The sequence below is a fragment of the Bradyrhizobium sp. WYCCWR15520 genome, assembly GCF_056174665.1.
The window spans coordinates 124,053-139,808 of sequence record NZ_JBWBWM010000014.1 but is presented as its reverse complement, the minus strand read 5'-3'; the positions used below and the strand labels follow the sequence as shown (position 1 = coordinate 139,808).

Here is a 15,756-nt window from a genome sequence, read left to right as displayed (position 1 = left end):
GGTGGGCTCATACGTGCTGGCTGGTTTCGCGCGCCAATTCAATCCGCTGTCTTCGAAGGCCGGATATCGGATCGGCCTGACCTCGCTGTTGCTCCTGGCGGGCGCCGGCACGGTGCATGACGCGACGGCGCGGAACGAGACCCGCACCCTTTCCTTGCACCACACCCATTCCGGCGAAGACCTGACCGTCACCTTCAAGCGCGACGGCCGCTACGACGAAGATGCGTTGAAGAAGCTCAATCATTTCCTCCGCGACTGGCGCAGCCAGGACTCCACCACGATGGATCGGCACCTGTTCGACATCCTCTGGGAAGTCTACCGCGACGTCGACGGCAAGCAGCCGATCCAGGTCATCTCCGCCTACCGCTCCCCCGCCACCAATGCCATGCTCCGCCGCCGGTCGTCCGGCGTGGCGCGCTTCAGCCAGCACATGCTCGGCCATGCGATGGACTTTTTCATTCCCGGCGTGCCGCTTGAGCAGGTTCGCACCGCCGGGCTCCGCCTGCAGCGTGGCGGCGTCGGCTTCTACCCGACCTCGGGATCGCCCTTCGTCCACCTCGATACCGGCAGCGTCCGCCACTGGCCGCGCATGACCCACGATCAGCTGGCCAAGGTCTTCCCGGATGGGCGCACCGTCCACCAGTCTTCCAGCGGTCCGATGAAGGGCTATGAACTGGCCCGCGCCGACATCGAGCGACGCGGCAATGGCGATGGCGGCGCAACCGGCGGCAAGATGCCGAACCTGTTCGCGGCGCTGTTCCGGGGCGGCAAGGCCACTGAGGAAGATGACGAGGGCGCAAACGCACCCGTCAAGAACGAGAAGCCCGCACCGGCGAGTGTGGCTGCTGTGAAATCCGCCGACCCGGTCCCGACCCCGCGTGCCAAGCCGGTCGGCGCGACCATCCAGCTCGCCGCGGCTGACGCGCAAATCGCAGCGGCGCCCAAGGCAAGGCCTGAGATCAAGCCGGAGGCGAAGCAGGCCGGGGCGGTTTCCGCTGATACAGGCGAGCCGAAGCCACAGACGCCGGCCGATATCATCAATTCCCGCGGTTTCTGGGACGACGTGCCGAAGGCGGCGAATCAGGCCACTCCCGCGCAAGTCGCAGCCCTCCGCGCCCGCCAGGCCCTCGCCGCCGCCACTGCTACCGATCCGCAGCCGACCGCCAGCGTCAGCGAAACCTTCAACAGGGCGATGGCCTATGCGCCGGCCGCTGCTTCGCCGGTTGACCGCGCCAACATCGTCGCGGCCTCCGCGCCGGTGCCGCGCAGCAGCGTGCGTCCGGTGCGCAACGCCGGTGCTGCATCGACCGAAATCAACACCGTGGTCGCCAAGGGGCCGCAGGGCCCTCAGGGTCAGGACAACGTGGTCGCCACCTCCACTCGCCTCGCCGCTGCGAAGGGCGACAATATCTGGATGCGGGTCATGATGCTGGCGCCGAGCGCGAGCAGCGCGATGTCGACTACGGTGCTCGGCGACACCGAGATGACCCAGATGCGCGCCCACTTCGTCAAGCCGCTGGCCGCGGTGGCCATGACCTTCTCGGAAGATCCGATGATGGGCATGACCTGCGACCGCTTCACGGGATCAGCGACCACGCAACTGCCGACGCAGTCGTTCATGATGCGCACCGCCGCGCTGCGCTAGAGTTCCCTGTCTCCACGCACTGACACAGCCGTCGCCCGGGATGGCAGCGCAATCCGGGATCAGTCGAGCCGTGTTGTGAGATGACCGCGGATTTCGCGGAGCCTGTCATCGGGCGCGCATTCGCGCGATCCGTTGGCTTCCATCCGGGCTTCGCGAAGCGTACGCCTCAGATCATCCCGAGCGCCTGCATGTAGGTTTCCAAAATGGTTTCCTGCTCGGCGCGCTCGTTGGCGTCCTGCTTGCGCATCCGCACGATGGTGCGCAGCGCCTTGGTGTCGAAGCCGTTGCCCTTGGCTTCGGCATAGACGTCGCGGATGTCGTCGGAGATCGTCTTCTTCTCCTCTTCCAGACGCTCGATGCGCTCGATGATGGCCTTGAGCTGGTCTTTAGCGAATCTTGTCGCGGGCTCGTCCTGGACGGCTGCGGCGGCGGAGGTGGCCATCGGGTACTCCTGAGTGGAACTGATGGTGAAGGTGAAAAATCAAGCGCCGCACGCGTTACCGCGCGGCGCTTTGCCCAGATGACCCTCAAGATCGGGGGGCCTTGCGTCAAGGCAGCATCGCGCTCATCCACAGCGCGCCCACAGGAGATGACGGCAATCAATTGCCACGTCATGGCCGGGCATAGTCGTCTGAAGGACGGCGTCGGTTCCGCTCGCCTGTGGCCCGGCCATCCACGTCTTCCCTTGCCCTATGCGGTTAAGACGTGGATGCCCGGGACAAGCCCGGGCATGACGGAGAACTTAGGTGTCAGATCGCACGACGGACTGAGACCTCAATGCCCGGGATGCACCTTCTTCATCGCTGCGAGTTGCTCAGGCGTGGCCGTCCCCTGATATTTCGCCTTCCACTCCTCATAGGGCATGCCGTAGACCGCCTCGCGGCTCTCGTCCTTGCTGACGGCGACCCCCTTGGCGTCGGCCTCTTCCTTCATCCAGTTGGACAGGCAGTTGCGGCAGAAGCCGGCCAGATTCATCAAATCGATATTCTGGACGTCGGTGCGGCCGCGCAGGTGGCTGACCAGGCGCCGGAAAACGGCGGCTTCCAGTTCCGTTCTGGTTTTGTCGTCGATCGTCATGGCCCTTGGCTCCCGCGTCACATGTGCCGAGCATATTGATATCAGGTGGGACTTGTCACAGATTCTGCCATATCTGCGCGCAAAATTGGCAGCCTTACGGGGAGTCCCGATTTCCCATAGCGCGGGAAAGGCGTTCCCCGGCCGTTGACAGTTCCCGCCGGGTCACGCGAAATCTTCAATGATTTGATATAGCTTCGCTGCATGACCGCAAAAGATTCCCGCTGCTTGTCCCCCCTCTCCGCTCGCATGACCGTCGGCCTGATGCCGGTGCTTGCATTGGCGGCGACATGCCTGTGGAGCAGTCCGGCGGCGGCCGATTTCCGGCTCTGCAACAATACTTCCAGCCGGGTCGGCATCGCGCTCGGCTACAAGGACGCCGAAGGCTGGACCACCGAGGGCTGGTGGAACGTATCATCGCGCAGTTGCGAAACGCTGCTGCGCGGAACTCTCGTCGCGCGTTACTATTACATCTACGCGCTCGACTATGACCGCGGCGGTGAATGGTCGGGGCAGGCCTTCATGTGTTCGCGGGACAAGGAATTCACCATCAAGGGTACCGAGAATTGTCTGGCGCGCGGCTACGACCGCACCGGGTTCTTCGAGGTCGACACAGGCGAACAGCGAGCGTGGACAGTGCAACTGACCGAAGCCAACGAGCAGCCCGCGCAGCGCGTGCCGGGCATTCCAGGAACGATGGGACCGGGCGGCCCCGGCGGGGTTCCGGGCCTGCCCAGCCAGCCGGGCGGACCGGGTTTGCCGCCAGCCCCGGCTCCCAAGCAATGAGACGGCTTCGTCGCATCAAGATTCTCGCGACCCTCGGCCCGGCATCATCAGACAGCGCGATGATCCGGAAGCTGTTCGAGGCGGGCGCGGACCTGTTCCGCATCAACATGAGCCACACGCCGCACGACAAGATGCGCGAACTGGTCACGACCATCCGCAATGTCGAATCGAGCTACGGCCGCCCTATCGGCATCCTGGTCGACCTGCAGGGACCGAAGCTGCGCCTTGGCGCGTTCGCCGAAGGTTCGACCCAGCTCAAGAACGGCCAAAGCTTCGTGCTCGATTCCGACAAGGCGCCGGGCGACAACAGCCGCGTGCAGTTGCCGCATCCGGAAATCCTCGCCGCCCTGCGGCCGGGCCATGCGCTGCTGCTCGACGACGGCAAGGTGCGCCTGATCGCCGAGGAAACCTCGCCCGAACGCGCGGTGACGCGGGTGGTGATCGGCGGCAAGATGTCGGACCGCAAGGGCGTCAGCCTGCCCGATACTGACCTGCCGGTGTCGGCGATGACGCCGAAGGACCGCGCCGATCTCGAAGCCGCGCTGGTGACCGGGGTCGACTGGATCGCGCTCTCCTTCGTGCAGCGCGCCGAGGACGTCCACGAGGCCAAGCGCATGATCCGCGGCCGCGCCGCCGTGATGGCCAAGATCGAAAAGCCGCAGGCGATCGACCGTCTCGCCGAGATCATCGATGCGTCCGACGCGCTGATGGTGGCGCGCGGCGACCTCGGCGTCGAACTGCCGCTGGAGCGGGTGCCGAGCCTGCAGAAACAGATGACGCGGATGGCGCGCCGCGCCGGCAAGCCGGTGGTGATTGCGACCCAGATGCTGGAATCGATGATCCAGGCCCCGGTGCCGACGCGCGCGGAAGTCTCCGACGTCGCGACCGCCGTCTATGAAGGCGCCGATGCCATCATGTTGTCGGCCGAGTCGGCAGCCGGCAAATTCCCGGTCGAAGCCGTTTCGACCATGAACCGCATTGGCGAAGAGGTGGAACGCGACCCGACCTATCGCTCGGTTCTCACCGCGCAGCGCATGCAGCCGGAGAATACGGTCGGCGACGCCATTGCCGACGCCGCGCGGCAGATCGCCGAGACGCTGGAACTGTCGGCAATCATCTGCTGGACCTCGTCCGGCTCCACCGGCATCCGCGTGGCGCGCGAGCGCCCGAAGCCGCCGGTGGTCGCGATCACGCCGAATCTTGCGACGGGGCGCAAATTGTCTGTCGTCTGGGGCGTGCATTGCGTGGTGGCCGAAGACGCCCACGACCAGGACGACATGGTCGATCGCGCCGGCTCCATCGCCTTTCGAGACGGTTTTGCCAAGGCCGGCCAGCGCGTCATCATCGTCGCCGGCGTGCCGCTCGGCATTCCCGGCACCACCAACATGGTGCGCATCGCCAATGTCGAGCCCGAAGGCGAGACGAAGAAGTGATGGCGTAACCGTCATTCCGGGGCGATGCGAAGCATCGAACTATGGTGCGCACTTGCGCACCTGAGAATCTCGAGATTCCGGGTTCGCGCTGATGCGCGCCCCCGGAATGACCGAAGACAAGCTACTGGAGCTTCGCGTCCAGCGTGATCTTCGTATTGAACAGCTTCGACACCGGACAGCCGGCTTTGGCCTTGCCCGCCAGCTCCTGAAATTTTGCATCATCAGCGCCCGGGATCTTCGCATTCAGCGTCAGATGAACCGAGGTGATGGCAAAACCATCGCCCTGCTTTTCCAGCGTGACGTCGGCCCTGGTTTCCATCTGCTCGGCGGTGAGCTTGGCTTCGCCGATGATCAGCGACAGTGCCATGGTGAAGCACGCAGCGTGCGCCGCGCCGATCAATTCTTCCGGATTGGAGCCCGCCTTGCCCTCGAAGCGGCTAGCGAAGCCGTAGGGATAATCGTTCAGTGCGCCGCTTTTCGTCGAGATCGCACCCTTGCCGTCCTTGATGCCGCCCTGCCATTTGGCAGACCCTGATGTCGTCGTCATCGCATGCTCCTGTCACGGGTTGGACCGTCGATAAGCCGTAGCGTGGCAAATGGTTGCGACAAGGGCGTGTCGCTGAAAGAGCGTTTTACGCCCCGACCAGCGCTTTTGCCGGCAGCACCGCCTGCACCACGAGGCCGCGGGCGCGGGCATCCATGACGCCGACGGCGCGCAGCGCCAATAGCGTGACCGTTTGCACGGCGTCGCGCAGCTTCGCGGAATCATCGTGGCTCTCCGGCGCCAGCGGACCAACCAGCGATTCATGCAGCGCGCCGAGCAGCGCGGTCGCGGCCAACGCGGTATCCTGCGCCGGCAGATGACCGGCGCGCACCGCGGCGTCGATTCGAGCGGCAATCTCGCCCGATATTTCGCGGCGGCTGGCAAGACGCGACACCGAGACGTCGACATCGACCGGCTCGGCTAGAATGCCCCAGGCGAGCTTGCGCTGCGACAGCACTTGCACGGCGACCGTGGTGACGGCGGCGGCGAGCGCCGAGGACGGTCCCGGGGCCGCGTCCGCCGCACGGCGGATCGCCGCCAATTCGTCGCGCGAGACCTCGGCGATCAGCTCGGAAATCAGCTCGGCCTTGGAGGGAAAGTAGCGATAAACGGTGCCGGCCGCGACATTGGCGCGGATCGCAACCGGGGCGATCTGCACCGCCGCCATGCCGCCCTCGGCCGCGGCATCCCGCGCCGCCGCCAGGATGGCGCTGCGCCGTGCCGCCAGCCGCTTTACGACCTGATGGGTTCGCCGATACACCATGGCGCGATTTCCGTCCCCCGCGCGCCCTTGAGCCCCAGGGAGCCTGCTAGAACGCGCGCACCTTCAATGTCTTGAGCGATAAGCTCCGTCATCGCCTTGAAGAAGTGAACAACTATTCACGCCTCATGACAAGCCGGTTTTGCAGGCCGATGTCCGGCGGGGCTTTTCACCTTTAACAGGCTCTCAACGCGGCCCGGTTAGCATGGGTCGAATTGGGCGGCCTCAGATTACCGTCCTCGCGCTTCACGTTGGGCAGCGGTGAACTTGTCCGATGCGCGCCATCTGGCGGCGACCGGGCGGGCGTGTGCGCGCTGAACAATCCTGGAGAACATTTCCCTTGTTTCGCCTTGTCGCCTTTCTGGTTGGTGGCCTGCTGATCGGCGCGATCGCCGGCAAGCTCTGGACCTGGAACGCCCGCCAGGCTGACTGGACCGCGGTTGCACCGCCGGCGCGCATCGAACGGCCGTGCCTTCCCGTATCGGGCAAGACGGCCGTCATCGTCGTGCACGGCCAGAGCAACGCAGCTAACTTTGGAAGTGTCCGGCACGCGGCGCGAGACGCCGTCGACAATTTCGATCCGGTGACCGGCAAATGCTTCGCCGCGGCCGACCCCTTGCTCGGTAGCGATGGCATGGGCGGGAGCTTTGCAACGCGTCTCGGCGACATCCTGATCCAGGCCGGGCGTTACGACCGCGTGATCCTCGTACCGCTCGCCATCGGCGGAGCCTCGCTTTTCTTTCTGAACAACGAGGGCGCTTTGGTGGTCACCAACGGCAGCGCGAAGCTGAAGGCCGCAGGACTGACGCCGACGCATATTCTGTTTCAGCAGGGGGAGAGGGACGCGCTAGAGACGACGTCGGCCGAACAATATGCATCGCTGTTGCATCAACTCGTGAAGCGTTTTCGCGACGCCGGTATCGATGCGCCCTTCTATCTGTCACGCAGCACAAAATGCGACTATGCCGGGCCGACGAACATAGCAGCTGTACGCGCCGGACAACTGGCCGCAGTCGATGAAGCGCTGGATATCCGTCAAGGGCCCGACACCGATACGATCGGAAACGAAGGCCGCAGCTCCGACGGTTGCCATATGAACGAGATCGGTACGCTAGCGAATGCCGCCCTGTGGGCGGCGTTCATCAAATAGCGGCAAGCGATCCGAAGCCCGCCAATCAAGCACGTATGGCAGCAAGCGCCGGCACCGGCTCATGCCGCCACCACGATCCGGCACGGCGCAGAACCAGCGCGGCCACGACCAGCGTGGCGCCAAGGCCCGTTGGTAGCCCCGTGAACATGTAGCACAGGAGGAGCCCGACGACGACGCCGAGCGCCGGAAGCTCGTAAGAACGAAAGCCGGTCTTCAATCCGGTGCGGATCAGGAAGGCGACCGGGATCGCCAGCACCATCATATCGTACATGAAGAGATAAGGCGTGGTCAGCAGCGTGCCGGCGCCAAGCGCTGCGGCCTTCAACGTGTAGGGCACGCGGCTTCGCCACACCAGCACCACCACCACGGCGACGGAAGCAGTGAGAACCCACTGGAACACCCAGCCGAGCGGCTCGCTGCCGCCGAAATAGCGCACCATCGAGAAGATGCTCTGCATCTTCCACCATGGTGCCTTCCCTTCGGTGAGGAAGGCTTGCGAGAATTTCGGCATCCAGTGGAAGAATGCCAGCCAGCTTTCGAAGCCGAAGGCAAGTAGAGAAGCGAAGGCCACCACGAGCGCCGTTACGGCGGCGCTGATGAACACGCGCCAATGCCCGGCCGCGATCAGTACGATCGGAAACAGCAGCCCGTATTGCGGTTTGTACGTCAAAAGCCCGAGGCAGATACCTGCCAGTACCGGCCGTACCGGGATTAGATAGAGCGTGCCGCTGATCAGCGCCGCGGTGAGAAAGCCGTTCTGCCCGACCAGCGCATTGATGAATGCCATCGGAATGGCGAATGCGAGCAGATAGCCGAAGGTACGGCCGACGATCGCGCGCATCGCGACAAGAAAGGGCACAAAACTGACCGCAACCCAGCCGATAAACGCGACCTGGTAGGGAAGCTGCGCCAGCACGGATGCGACGAACAGGAATGGCGGCGGATAGTGCCAGGCGAAATAGCCGACAAAATCCTTGCCGAGCTTTGCGACCTCGACCTGCTTCTGGATGTCCCAGTCATAGGCCTGTGCCGGGAGGCCATCGAGCACCAGGCGGCCGGCCGCCCAGACGTTGATGAAATCGGTCGGGATGCCGAGGCCGTTCGCATCGTAAACCCACCACTGTGAGAGATACGCCGTCCCGCACAGGGTCACATTCGCAACCGCCAGCACCAGGCAGACCCTGACGAGCCACGCGGGAATTGCGCTTTGCTCCGGCGTGGGCCGGAGGGCGGAAAGAGAGGCGGTCATGCGCGGTCCTTGCCTGGCGCACGCTGTCCGAAAGCGCACGTCCCCAAGCAATAGGCCGGACTGAATTGAGGAAATCTTAAGTTCTAGCGCGGCGACGGCGGTTTCCCGTCGTCCCCACGAACGCAAGGGACCCATAACCACTGAAGCCGGTGGTTGACGGCAAGGCGCCTTCCGTCGTGCCTTACCGATAGATCACGCGGTCTGGGTCCACGCGCCCGTGCGCAATTGCGCACCAGGCGGGGACGACGAGCGGAGGGAGCACGCATTGCTCCCCTGCTGCCAGCTCAGCGCACCTACTGCGTGCTCTTATGAGATCGAAGGAGACCACCATGCGCTTCTGGATTGAATGCACGAGGTTCGAGACGGGACAGCCCATCCACATCAACATCGCGCTGGTCGGCAGCATGTCCCGCGACGGCGAGCGCACCGTGCTCGCCTTTGTCGGCGGCGACGGACAGACGATCGACGTCACGGAGACGCCGGAACATATCCTGGCCGTGCATCTTGGCGCCGAACCAAAAGCGTGACACGCGTCAACTCGCGGTCAACAACTCGTCGAACCGCTCATCGCTGGCAACGCGATGGGATACTCGCTGTATTTAACGGACGAACAACTACTTCGTCTGCTTGGCTCGCTGGTCCTTGGGGATCACGAATTTCAATCCGGACCAGGTATCGTCAATCGCACAGACCTTGATGTCGACGAGGCCAAGCGGCAGCGCGGTGTCGCGGATGATGTTTTCCGTCAGATCGGTCGCAACGCCGGACGCCTTCTTCGGCCACGATACCCATATCATTCCGTCGGGTTCGATCGCGGCGCGGTAGCTCCGCAATTTCGTGGCGAACCCTTTCGCCTCGGTCGCGAACAGATGCACCATGTCGAGCGGCGCCTTGAGCCGGGGCCTGATCGTCACACCATCGGGCAATTCGCCGACGACATCGCCATAAGCGCACGACAGCCCAACCGTGAAAATACAAAAGCCCGGCTTGATGCCGAGCTTTTGCACAACCGGTTTGCCGGAATAACCGGCCATCGATCTACGTCCGTTACGCCTGCGGCTGCGGCTCCAGACCGGGGTCCGGATCGGGACGCGGGCGCGGCTTGCCGGCGGGAGGCACGGCGGAAGCGCGCGGGGTGCTCGGCTCCAGCACCGACTCGCGGTTGGGCTTCTTGCCCTTCAACAGGTCGATGATTTCGTCGCCGCTCAGCGTCTCGAATTCGAGCAGGCCCTTGGCCAGCGTCTCGAGGTCTTCGCGCTTCTCGGTGAGGATCTTGGTGGCCTCGTTGTAGCCTTCCTCGACCAGCCGCTTGATCTCCTTGTCGATCTTCTGGACGGTCGCTTCCGACGCATTTTGCGTGCGCGACACCGACATGCCCAGAAACACCTCGTCCTGGTTTTCGCCGTAGGACACGGTGCCGAGTTCTTCCGACAGGCCCCAGCGCGTCACCATCATGCGGGCCAGGCGCGTCGCCTGCTCGATGTCGGAGGCGGCGCCCGAGGTGACCTTCTCGCGGCCGAAGATCAGTTCTTCCGCGACACGGCCGCCCATCATGATGGCGAGCCGCGAGGTCATCTGCTCCAGCGACATCGACAGCTTGTCGCGCTCGGGCAACTGCATCACCATGCCGAGCGCACGGCCGCGCGGAATGATCGTGGCCTTGTGGATCGGATCGGTGGCGACGACGTTGAGGCCGACGATGGCGTGACCGCCCTCGTGATAAGCCGTCAGCAGCTTCTCTTCCTCGGTCATGACAAGCGACTTGCGCTCGGCGCCCATCATCACCTTGTCTTTTGCTTCCTCGAACTCGGCCTGCGTCACCATCCGCTTGTTGCGGCGGGCGGCCGTCAGCGCGGCCTCATTGACGAGGTTCATCAGGTCGGCGCCCGAGAAGCCCGGGGTGCCGCGCGCGATGGTCTTGAGGTTGATATCCGGCGCCAGCGGCACCTTGCGGACGTGAACCTTGAGGATCTGTTCGCGGCCAACGACATCCGGGTTCGGCACCACGACCTGACGGTCGAAGCGGCCGGGACGCAGCAGCGCGGGATCGAGCACGTCGGGCCGGTTGGTCGCCGCGATCAGGATCACGCCTTCATTGGCTTCAAAACCGTCCATCTCGACCAGCAACTGGTTGAGCGTCTGTTCGCGCTCGTCATTGCCGCCGCCGAGACCAGCACCGCGATGACGGCCGACCGCATCGATTTCGTCGATGAAGATGATGCAGGGCGCGTTCTTCTTTGCCTGCTCGAACATGTCGCGGACGCGGGAAGCGCCGACGCCGACGAACATTTCGACGAAGTCCGAACCCGAGATGGTGAAGAACGGAACGTTGGCTTCGCCGGCGACCGCACGCGCGATCAGCGTCTTGCCGGTGCCGGGAGGGCCGACCAGCAGCACGCCGCGCGGAATCCGTCCGCCGAGGCGCTGGAATTTGCCGGGATCGCGGAGGAATTCGACGATCTCCTGCAGGTCCTGCTTGGCCTCGTCGACGCCGGCGACATCCTCGAAGGTGACGCGGCCGTGGGCCTCCGTCAGCATCTTGGCGCGTGACTTGCCAAAGCCCATCGCCTTGCCGGCGCCGCCCTGCATCTGCCGCGACAGGAAGATCCACACGCCGATCAGCGCGATGAAGGGCAGCCAGGAGACCAGCAGCGAGACGAACCACGGCACGTTGTCGCCGGGCGGCTTCGCGGTGATCGAGACCTTGCCGTCATAGAGGCGCTTGACCAGCGTCGGGTCGTTCGGCGCATAGGTCTGGAACGAGGAGCCGTTGGTGAAAGTGCCGTGGATTTCCGGCCCCTGGATCACGACGTCGCGCACGCGGTTCTGCTCGACCTCGCTCAACAGCTGCGAGAACGAGATGTCCTGCGAGGACGTGCGCTGACCCGGATTCTGGAAGAGCGTGAACAATGCCAATAGCAGCAATACAATGATGACCCAGAGGGCGAAGTTGCGCAGATTGGCGTTCATTGATCTTCCTTCGTGGTCGCGCGGATCGCGGCCCTATGTCCTTGGCAGTGACCTTGAGTATTCCTTGGGTAGTGAGGCGAGAATCCCCGGTCCACTGCACCCAATTTAGGTGGCGCCCGGGTCAATGCCAAGGGAACCACTCAGGACTATTTAACGCATCTTAACGCGATTCCCGGTCAAAAAATGACGCAGAAATCAGGGTTTTTCCCGGGTGGTTAAGGCTCTTCGTCCCCGATATCGCTGATATTTCGATATGGGGACGCTTCTCAGGCTCGGCTACCCCGGCGCGGCGGCGCTGGATTAACATGAATCCGGCCTTCGATCAGGCTGATTGCCGCCCCGGCAAGCGTCTGTTTCAGCCTTGTCTGCTTCTCGCCGTTTGCAATGGCGTTGTCCAGTACCGCCAGCAGCGCCTCGAGCTTGCCGAGTTCCGCCGGCCCTTCGTAACCGGCCCGGTCGATGGCGCGCTTGAGCAGCCGCAGCCGGATCTCCTCGGGCAGACCGGCAAACGCGCCGGCATCGAAGCCGAAACGCGCGGCATCGTCGCGATCTCTCAACGCGAGATAGCGCTCGGCGCCGTCGGCCAGCACTTCGATCGCGGCATTCGCCCGCGCCAGTCTCGATGCCAGCCGCGCCAGATTTCGGCTGTCGCCGCCCTCCTCGGCCAGAGCTGGCATCAATGCGCGCAACCGCGGTCGCGTGAAGCTCATGTCGCGATTGGTGGGATCGTCGGCAAACGCGATCTTCGCCTTGTCCAGTGTCGCAACGAGTCGGGACTTCGGAATGTCGAGCAACGGCCGCGCCAGCCATACGCCCTCGCGCTCGCTCTCGCGCGCCATCGCCGCGAGGCCAGCGATGCCGCTGCCGCGCAGCATCCGCATCAACAGCGTCTCGGCCTGGTCGTCGCGGGTGTGCGCGGTGAGAATGTGCGTGGCGCCGCTCGCCTGAGCCGCTTTCGCCAGCAGGCGATAGCGCGCCGCGCGGGCTGCGGCCGGCAGGCCGGTCTTTGGCTTGGGTCCGGTCCAGCGCAGCGTGCGATGGGGCACATCGAGCGTGCGTGCGAGGCGCTTGACGTCACGCGCCTCGCGCGCGGCCTCGACCCGCAGACCATGGTCGACGGTGACGGCGATCAATCGCGGCCCGCGCCTTGCGGCGCGGCGCCAGCGGGCGGCAAGCCACAGGAGCGCAAGGGAGTCGGGGCCGCCGGACACCGCCAGCACGAGCGCGGACGCAGCCTTCCAGGGCGCGAACAGGTGTTTCGCTTGCTGTACCGAGATCGGCGCGTGGTCGTCGTCAGTCATGGCATCGCCAGTCTATTCGAGGCCGACGGCGGCCTCGACCGGCTTATGCTTTAGCACTTAACCCGCTTCTGCTCACGATCGACGGCGGCTTTGACGCCGGCAGATGCACGCGGATATTTCCGCGTCACCTCGCCGAGCGCCGCGCAGGCGGCTTCCTTTTCCTTCAGCGCCGCCAACGACTGGCCGAGCCGCAGCAGCGCGTCGGGCGCTTTCCCCGACTTGTCGAACTTGGTGGTCACGCCGAGGAAGGTTTCGGCGGCGTCGCGATATTGCTGGCGCTGGAAATAGCTCTCGCCGAGCCAGTATTGCGCATCACCGATCAGCGGATCGCTTGGGTATTTCTGGGAAAAGTTCTTCATGGTCTCTTCGGCCAGCGCATAATCCTTGCGCTGCATGTAGCCGATGCCGAGATCGAACTCGTCCTTCGACGTGGCCGAGGGCGGCAGCGTAGTCAATGCGGCGCTGGCGCCCGGACCGGGGCCACGCTGCGGCGCGGCTGCGGGCGGCGGGGCGCCGGCATCGCGCGGACCGCCGAGATTGAGCGGCTCACCAGGTCCGCGGCCGCCTGGCGCGCCGACGGAAGCTTCATTCGAGATCGGCATCTGGCCGCCGCCGAGCGCGCGCGGCGCACCGGGGGCGTTGGGATTCTGGCTCGGATCGAACGCATCGCCACGGCGGCGGCCGCCTGCCTGCGGTGCAGCCGGGTCCTGCGCGATCGGCGCGGGCGAGGCGATCTGCGGTTGCTGGTCATAGCCGGGCTGTGCCTGCGGGTAACCCTGCGGCTGACGAGGCCCCTGCTGCGGGTAGGCTTGCTGCGGATAGCCCTGTTGCTGTTGCCCCTGGGGCGGGCCGGGCTGCACTGGAGGAGCGGCGGCCACGCTGGGCTGCGCCTGCGGAGGCTGGCCGCCCGGAGCCGGCGGCGCGGCGCCTAGCTGGCGCAGCCGCTCTTCGAGCTGGCGGTTGCGGTATTGCAGCTCCTCGTTCTGGCCGGTCAGTTGCCGGAGCTGATTTTCCAGCCGCTGGATCCGCATCTCCAGATCGGCGTCATCGGACTGCATCTGGCCCTGCGGGGGGCCTTGCGGTGAACGCTCCCATGGGAACGTGATCTGTGCGGACGAGGACTGCACGGACAAAGCCAGCATCGCGGCCATCGCCGCGGCGCCGGTAGCATTGAGGAATCTGGATGACATTTTGCCCTGATGACGAAGTCGCGTGTCAAACGAAAGCAGAACACATTGAGAGAGCGAGTACGCCGGAATTGTGACTGGCATTTCCGAATCCGGACGCCGGGTTCCGGTATGGTTTAGTATCTCCTTCAAGACAAGCCGCCCAGCCCGGCGGACCGTTCACAAATCGAGGGAAACCCACTCATGCACGTATCCGTGAACGAAGTGCGCCTGTTCTTCGATGTCGAGGGGGCGAAGCTGGTCCCGGATGGGCCCACCATGCAGGAAAAGCCCACCTTGCTGCTCCTCCACGGCGGTCCAGGCTTCGATCATTCGATTTACAAGCCAGCCTACTCCGCCTTGGCCGACGTCGCCCAGATCGTCTATCTCGACCATCGCGGCAACGGCCGCAGCGAGGACGGCCCACGAGAGGGCTGGACCCTGGCACAATGGGGCGACGACGTGCGCACGTTCTGCGAGGTGCTCGGCATCGCCGACCCGATCGTGCTGGGCGCCTCATTCGGCGGCATGGTGGCGCTGGCCTACGCGACGCGCCATCCAACCCATGCTTCGAAACTGGTCCTGGTCAGTACCGCCGCCGCCGGCGACGAATATCTCGAGCGGCGGGTCGAGTTGTTCGAACGCTTCGGCGGACCGGAGGTCGGCGCGCTGGCGCGGCGTCGCCTGCTGGAAGAACGGGGCCATCCAGACCAGGCTTCGGTAGAGGCCTGGGTGCGGCTGGCGATGCCACATTACACGCGCGTCCCGCGCAACCCCGACATGGGACGCCGCGCCATCAACCGGCCGCAGGTGCTGCAATGGTTCACCCGGCCCGGCGGCGAGAGTCACAGCTACAATTTCTTCCCCGACCTGGATCGCATCCAGTGCCCGACGCTGGTGCTCGGCGGCGAAGACGATCCCATTCACCCGATCGAGAGCCAAGCCGACATCGCAGCCGCGCTGCCGCCGCATCTGGTGCGGTTCGAACGGTTCGCTGACTGCCGGCACGCCTGCATACAGGACGCGCCCGAACGCACCCTGGCCGCGATCCGGGATTTCATCTTGCGCCCAAAATGAAACCGGCGCCCGAAGGCGCCGGCTTGAAACTCTGTAAGGTCGAACTCGTCAGGCGCCAGCGTTCAGCACCGTGACGGCGCGCCGGTTCTGCGACCAGCAGGAGATGTCGTTACAGACAGCGACCGGACGCTCCTTGCCGTAGGAGATGGTGCGCATGCGGTTCGGATCGATACCGCGCGAGGCGAGATAGCTGCGCACCGACTGGGCACGGCGGGCGCCGAGCGCGATGTTGTATTCGCGGGTGCCGCGCTCGTCGGCATGGCCTTCGATGGTGAAGGAATAGCGGTTGTAGGTCTGCAGCCACTGCGCCTGCTTCTCCAGGGTCGCGATCGCCTGCGGGCTCAGATCGGTCTGGTCGCTCTCGAAGAACACGCGGTCGCCGACATTGACCACGAAGTCCTGCTGGCTGCCCGGGGTGGCCGCGCTCGCCATCGCGCCGTCGGCGCCGACGTTGTTCTTGGCGCAGGCGCCCATCGACAGCGCCACAGCGACCACAGCCGCCAGCTTCCATCCCTGGAGGATACGCATCTGATATTTCATTCCGGAGCCTCCAACGCTCACGTTTTTCGACTGTTATCCGGTCTACAGGTCGATGGTTAAG

The 15,756-nt window shown here is 64.8% G+C and carries 16 protein-coding genes; 6 read left to right on the top strand and 10 right to left on the bottom strand.

Going from position 1 to position 15,756, the window contains the following annotated elements:
* The first annotated feature begins 13 nt into the window (after positions 1–13).
* On the top strand, positions 14–1,645 hold the full coding sequence (gene mepK / locus AC0QUY_RS17895) for a peptidoglycan L,D-endopeptidase MepK (RefSeq protein WP_475387767.1): 1,632 nt from the start codon (positions 14–16) through the stop codon (positions 1,643–1,645).
* Between the two features lie 166 nt (positions 1,646–1,811).
* Here the strand turns inward: mepK and AC0QUY_RS17890 are convergent, their stop codons facing one another.
* The gene (locus AC0QUY_RS17890; protein WP_475387766.1) at positions 1,812–2,087 is read right to left on the bottom strand and encodes a DUF2312 domain-containing protein; all 276 of its coding nucleotides are present in this window, start codon (positions 2,085–2,087) and stop codon (positions 1,812–1,814) included.
* A 332-nt stretch (positions 2,088–2,419) separates the two neighbouring features.
* Positions 2,420–2,722: a DUF1244 domain-containing protein gene (locus AC0QUY_RS17885; RefSeq protein WP_057858646.1), complete on the bottom strand. Its 303-nt coding sequence runs from the start codon at positions 2,720–2,722 to the stop codon at positions 2,420–2,422.
* 246 nt (positions 2,723–2,968) lie between these two features.
* Here AC0QUY_RS17885 and AC0QUY_RS17880 point away from each other — a divergent pair, with 246 nt between their 5' ends.
* Together AC0QUY_RS17880 and pyk are read left to right on the top strand one after the other, a co-directional pair.
* Positions 2,969–3,505 carry a DUF1036 domain-containing protein gene (locus AC0QUY_RS17880; RefSeq protein ID WP_475387821.1) on the top strand — a complete coding sequence of 179 codons (537 nt, stop codon included), beginning with the start codon at positions 2,969–2,971 and terminating at the stop codon, positions 3,503–3,505.
* The gene (pyk, locus tag AC0QUY_RS17875; protein ID WP_161850102.1) at positions 3,502–4,938 is read left to right on the top strand and encodes a pyruvate kinase; all 1,437 of its coding nucleotides are present in this window, start codon (positions 3,502–3,504) and stop codon (positions 4,936–4,938) included. Before AC0QUY_RS17880 ends, pyk begins: the two co-directional genes overlap by 4 nt.
* Before the next feature lie 121 nt (positions 4,939–5,059).
* Here pyk and AC0QUY_RS17870 read toward each other — a convergent pair whose 3' ends face one another.
* Together AC0QUY_RS17870 and AC0QUY_RS17865 are read right to left on the bottom strand one after the other, a co-directional pair.
* Positions 5,060–5,485, bottom strand: coding sequence for an OsmC family protein (locus AC0QUY_RS17870; protein WP_475387765.1), 426 nt, complete (start codon positions 5,483–5,485; stop codon positions 5,060–5,062).
* Positions 5,486–5,570: 85 nt separating this feature from the next.
* Positions 5,571–6,245 carry a TetR/AcrR family transcriptional regulator gene (locus AC0QUY_RS17865; RefSeq protein WP_161850104.1) on the bottom strand — a complete coding sequence of 225 codons (675 nt, stop codon included), beginning with the start codon at positions 6,243–6,245 and terminating at the stop codon, positions 5,571–5,573.
* Between the two features lie 337 nt (positions 6,246–6,582).
* Between AC0QUY_RS17865 and AC0QUY_RS17860 the strand changes: the two genes are divergently transcribed.
* Positions 6,583–7,392 carry a sialate O-acetylesterase gene (locus AC0QUY_RS17860; RefSeq protein WP_475387764.1) on the top strand — a complete coding sequence of 270 codons (810 nt, stop codon included), beginning with the start codon at positions 6,583–6,585 and terminating at the stop codon, positions 7,390–7,392.
* 25 nt (positions 7,393–7,417) lie between these two features.
* Here the strand turns inward: AC0QUY_RS17860 and AC0QUY_RS17855 are convergent, their stop codons facing one another.
* Entirely contained in the window at positions 7,418–8,641 is a 1,224-nt protein-coding gene (locus AC0QUY_RS17855; RefSeq protein ID WP_475387763.1) for a glycosyltransferase family 87 protein, read from the bottom strand.
* 329 nt (positions 8,642–8,970) lie between these two features.
* Here AC0QUY_RS17855 and AC0QUY_RS17850 point away from each other — a divergent pair, with 329 nt between their 5' ends.
* The gene (locus AC0QUY_RS17850; protein WP_161850107.1) at positions 8,971–9,168 is read left to right on the top strand and encodes a hypothetical protein; all 198 of its coding nucleotides are present in this window, start codon (positions 8,971–8,973) and stop codon (positions 9,166–9,168) included.
* A gap of 87 nt (positions 9,169–9,255) precedes the next feature.
* Here AC0QUY_RS17850 and AC0QUY_RS17845 read toward each other — a convergent pair whose 3' ends face one another.
* The 4 genes from AC0QUY_RS17845 to ybgF all read right to left on the bottom strand — a co-directional run bounded on the left by AC0QUY_RS17845 (position 9,256) and on the right by ybgF (position 14,102).
* Positions 9,256–9,675, bottom strand: a complete 420-nt coding sequence (locus AC0QUY_RS17845; RefSeq protein WP_161850108.1) for a DUF3052 family protein — start codon at positions 9,673–9,675, stop codon at positions 9,256–9,258.
* A 13-nt stretch (positions 9,676–9,688) separates the two neighbouring features.
* A complete protein-coding gene (gene ftsH / locus AC0QUY_RS17840) occupies positions 9,689–11,611 on the bottom strand; it encodes an ATP-dependent zinc metalloprotease FtsH (RefSeq protein ID WP_475387762.1) in 1,923 nt (640 codons plus the stop codon).
* 266 nt (positions 11,612–11,877) lie between these two features.
* Positions 11,878–12,912, bottom strand: coding sequence for a tRNA lysidine(34) synthetase TilS (tilS, locus tag AC0QUY_RS17835; RefSeq protein WP_475387761.1), 1,035 nt, complete (start codon positions 12,910–12,912; stop codon positions 11,878–11,880).
* A 50-nt stretch (positions 12,913–12,962) separates the two neighbouring features.
* A complete protein-coding gene (ybgF, locus tag AC0QUY_RS17830) occupies positions 12,963–14,102 on the bottom strand; it encodes a tol-pal system protein YbgF (protein ID WP_475387760.1) in 1,140 nt (379 codons plus the stop codon).
* Positions 14,103–14,282: 180 nt separating this feature from the next.
* On the opposite strand from ybgF, the gene AC0QUY_RS17825 reads away from it, so the two are divergent.
* Positions 14,283–15,155, top strand: a complete 873-nt coding sequence (locus AC0QUY_RS17825) for an alpha/beta fold hydrolase (protein ID WP_475387759.1) — start codon at positions 14,283–14,285, stop codon at positions 15,153–15,155.
* A 48-nt stretch (positions 15,156–15,203) separates the two neighbouring features.
* Here the strand turns inward: AC0QUY_RS17825 and pal are convergent, their stop codons facing one another.
* Complete coding sequence (pal, locus tag AC0QUY_RS17820) at positions 15,204–15,695, bottom strand: peptidoglycan-associated lipoprotein Pal (protein ID WP_057838504.1); 492 nt, start codon at positions 15,693–15,695, stop codon at positions 15,204–15,206.
* Positions 15,696–15,756 lie beyond the last annotated feature (61 nt).

Bases quoted from the DNA above. Each gene is read 5' to 3' on its own strand.
- ybgF (WP_475387760.1), bottom strand. From the start codon at position 14,102: ATGTCATCCAGATTCCTCAATGCTACCGGCGCCGCGGCGATGGCCGCG.
- ftsH (WP_475387762.1), bottom strand. From the start codon at position 11,611: ATGAACGCCAATCTGCGCAACTTCGCCCTCTGGGTCATCATTGTATTG.
- AC0QUY_RS17855 (WP_475387763.1), bottom strand. From the start codon at position 8,641: ATGACCGCCTCTCTTTCCGCCCTCCGGCCCACGCCGGAGCAAAGCGCA.
- AC0QUY_RS17845 (WP_161850108.1), bottom strand. From the start codon at position 9,675: ATGGCCGGTTATTCCGGCAAACCGGTTGTGCAAAAGCTCGGCATCAAG.
- AC0QUY_RS17825 (WP_475387759.1), top strand. From the start codon at position 14,283: ATGCACGTATCCGTGAACGAAGTGCGCCTGTTCTTCGATGTCGAGGGG.
- AC0QUY_RS17870 (WP_475387765.1), bottom strand. From the start codon at position 5,485: ATGACGACGACATCAGGGTCTGCCAAATGGCAGGGCGGCATCAAGGAC.
- AC0QUY_RS17850 (WP_161850107.1), top strand. From the start codon at position 8,971: ATGCGCTTCTGGATTGAATGCACGAGGTTCGAGACGGGACAGCCCATC.
- pal (WP_057838504.1), bottom strand. From the start codon at position 15,695: ATGAAATATCAGATGCGTATCCTCCAGGGATGGAAGCTGGCGGCTGTG.
- pyk (WP_161850102.1), top strand. From the start codon at position 3,502: ATGAGACGGCTTCGTCGCATCAAGATTCTCGCGACCCTCGGCCCGGCA.
- AC0QUY_RS17880 (WP_475387821.1), top strand. From the start codon at position 2,969: ATGACCGTCGGCCTGATGCCGGTGCTTGCATTGGCGGCGACATGCCTG.
- AC0QUY_RS17890 (WP_475387766.1), bottom strand. From the start codon at position 2,087: ATGGCCACCTCCGCCGCCGCAGCCGTCCAGGACGAGCCCGCGACAAGA.
- AC0QUY_RS17885 (WP_057858646.1), bottom strand. From the start codon at position 2,722: ATGACGATCGACGACAAAACCAGAACGGAACTGGAAGCCGCCGTTTTC.
- tilS (WP_475387761.1), bottom strand. From the start codon at position 12,912: ATGACTGACGACGACCACGCGCCGATCTCGGTACAGCAAGCGAAACAC.
- AC0QUY_RS17865 (WP_161850104.1), bottom strand. From the start codon at position 6,245: ATGGTGTATCGGCGAACCCATCAGGTCGTAAAGCGGCTGGCGGCACGG.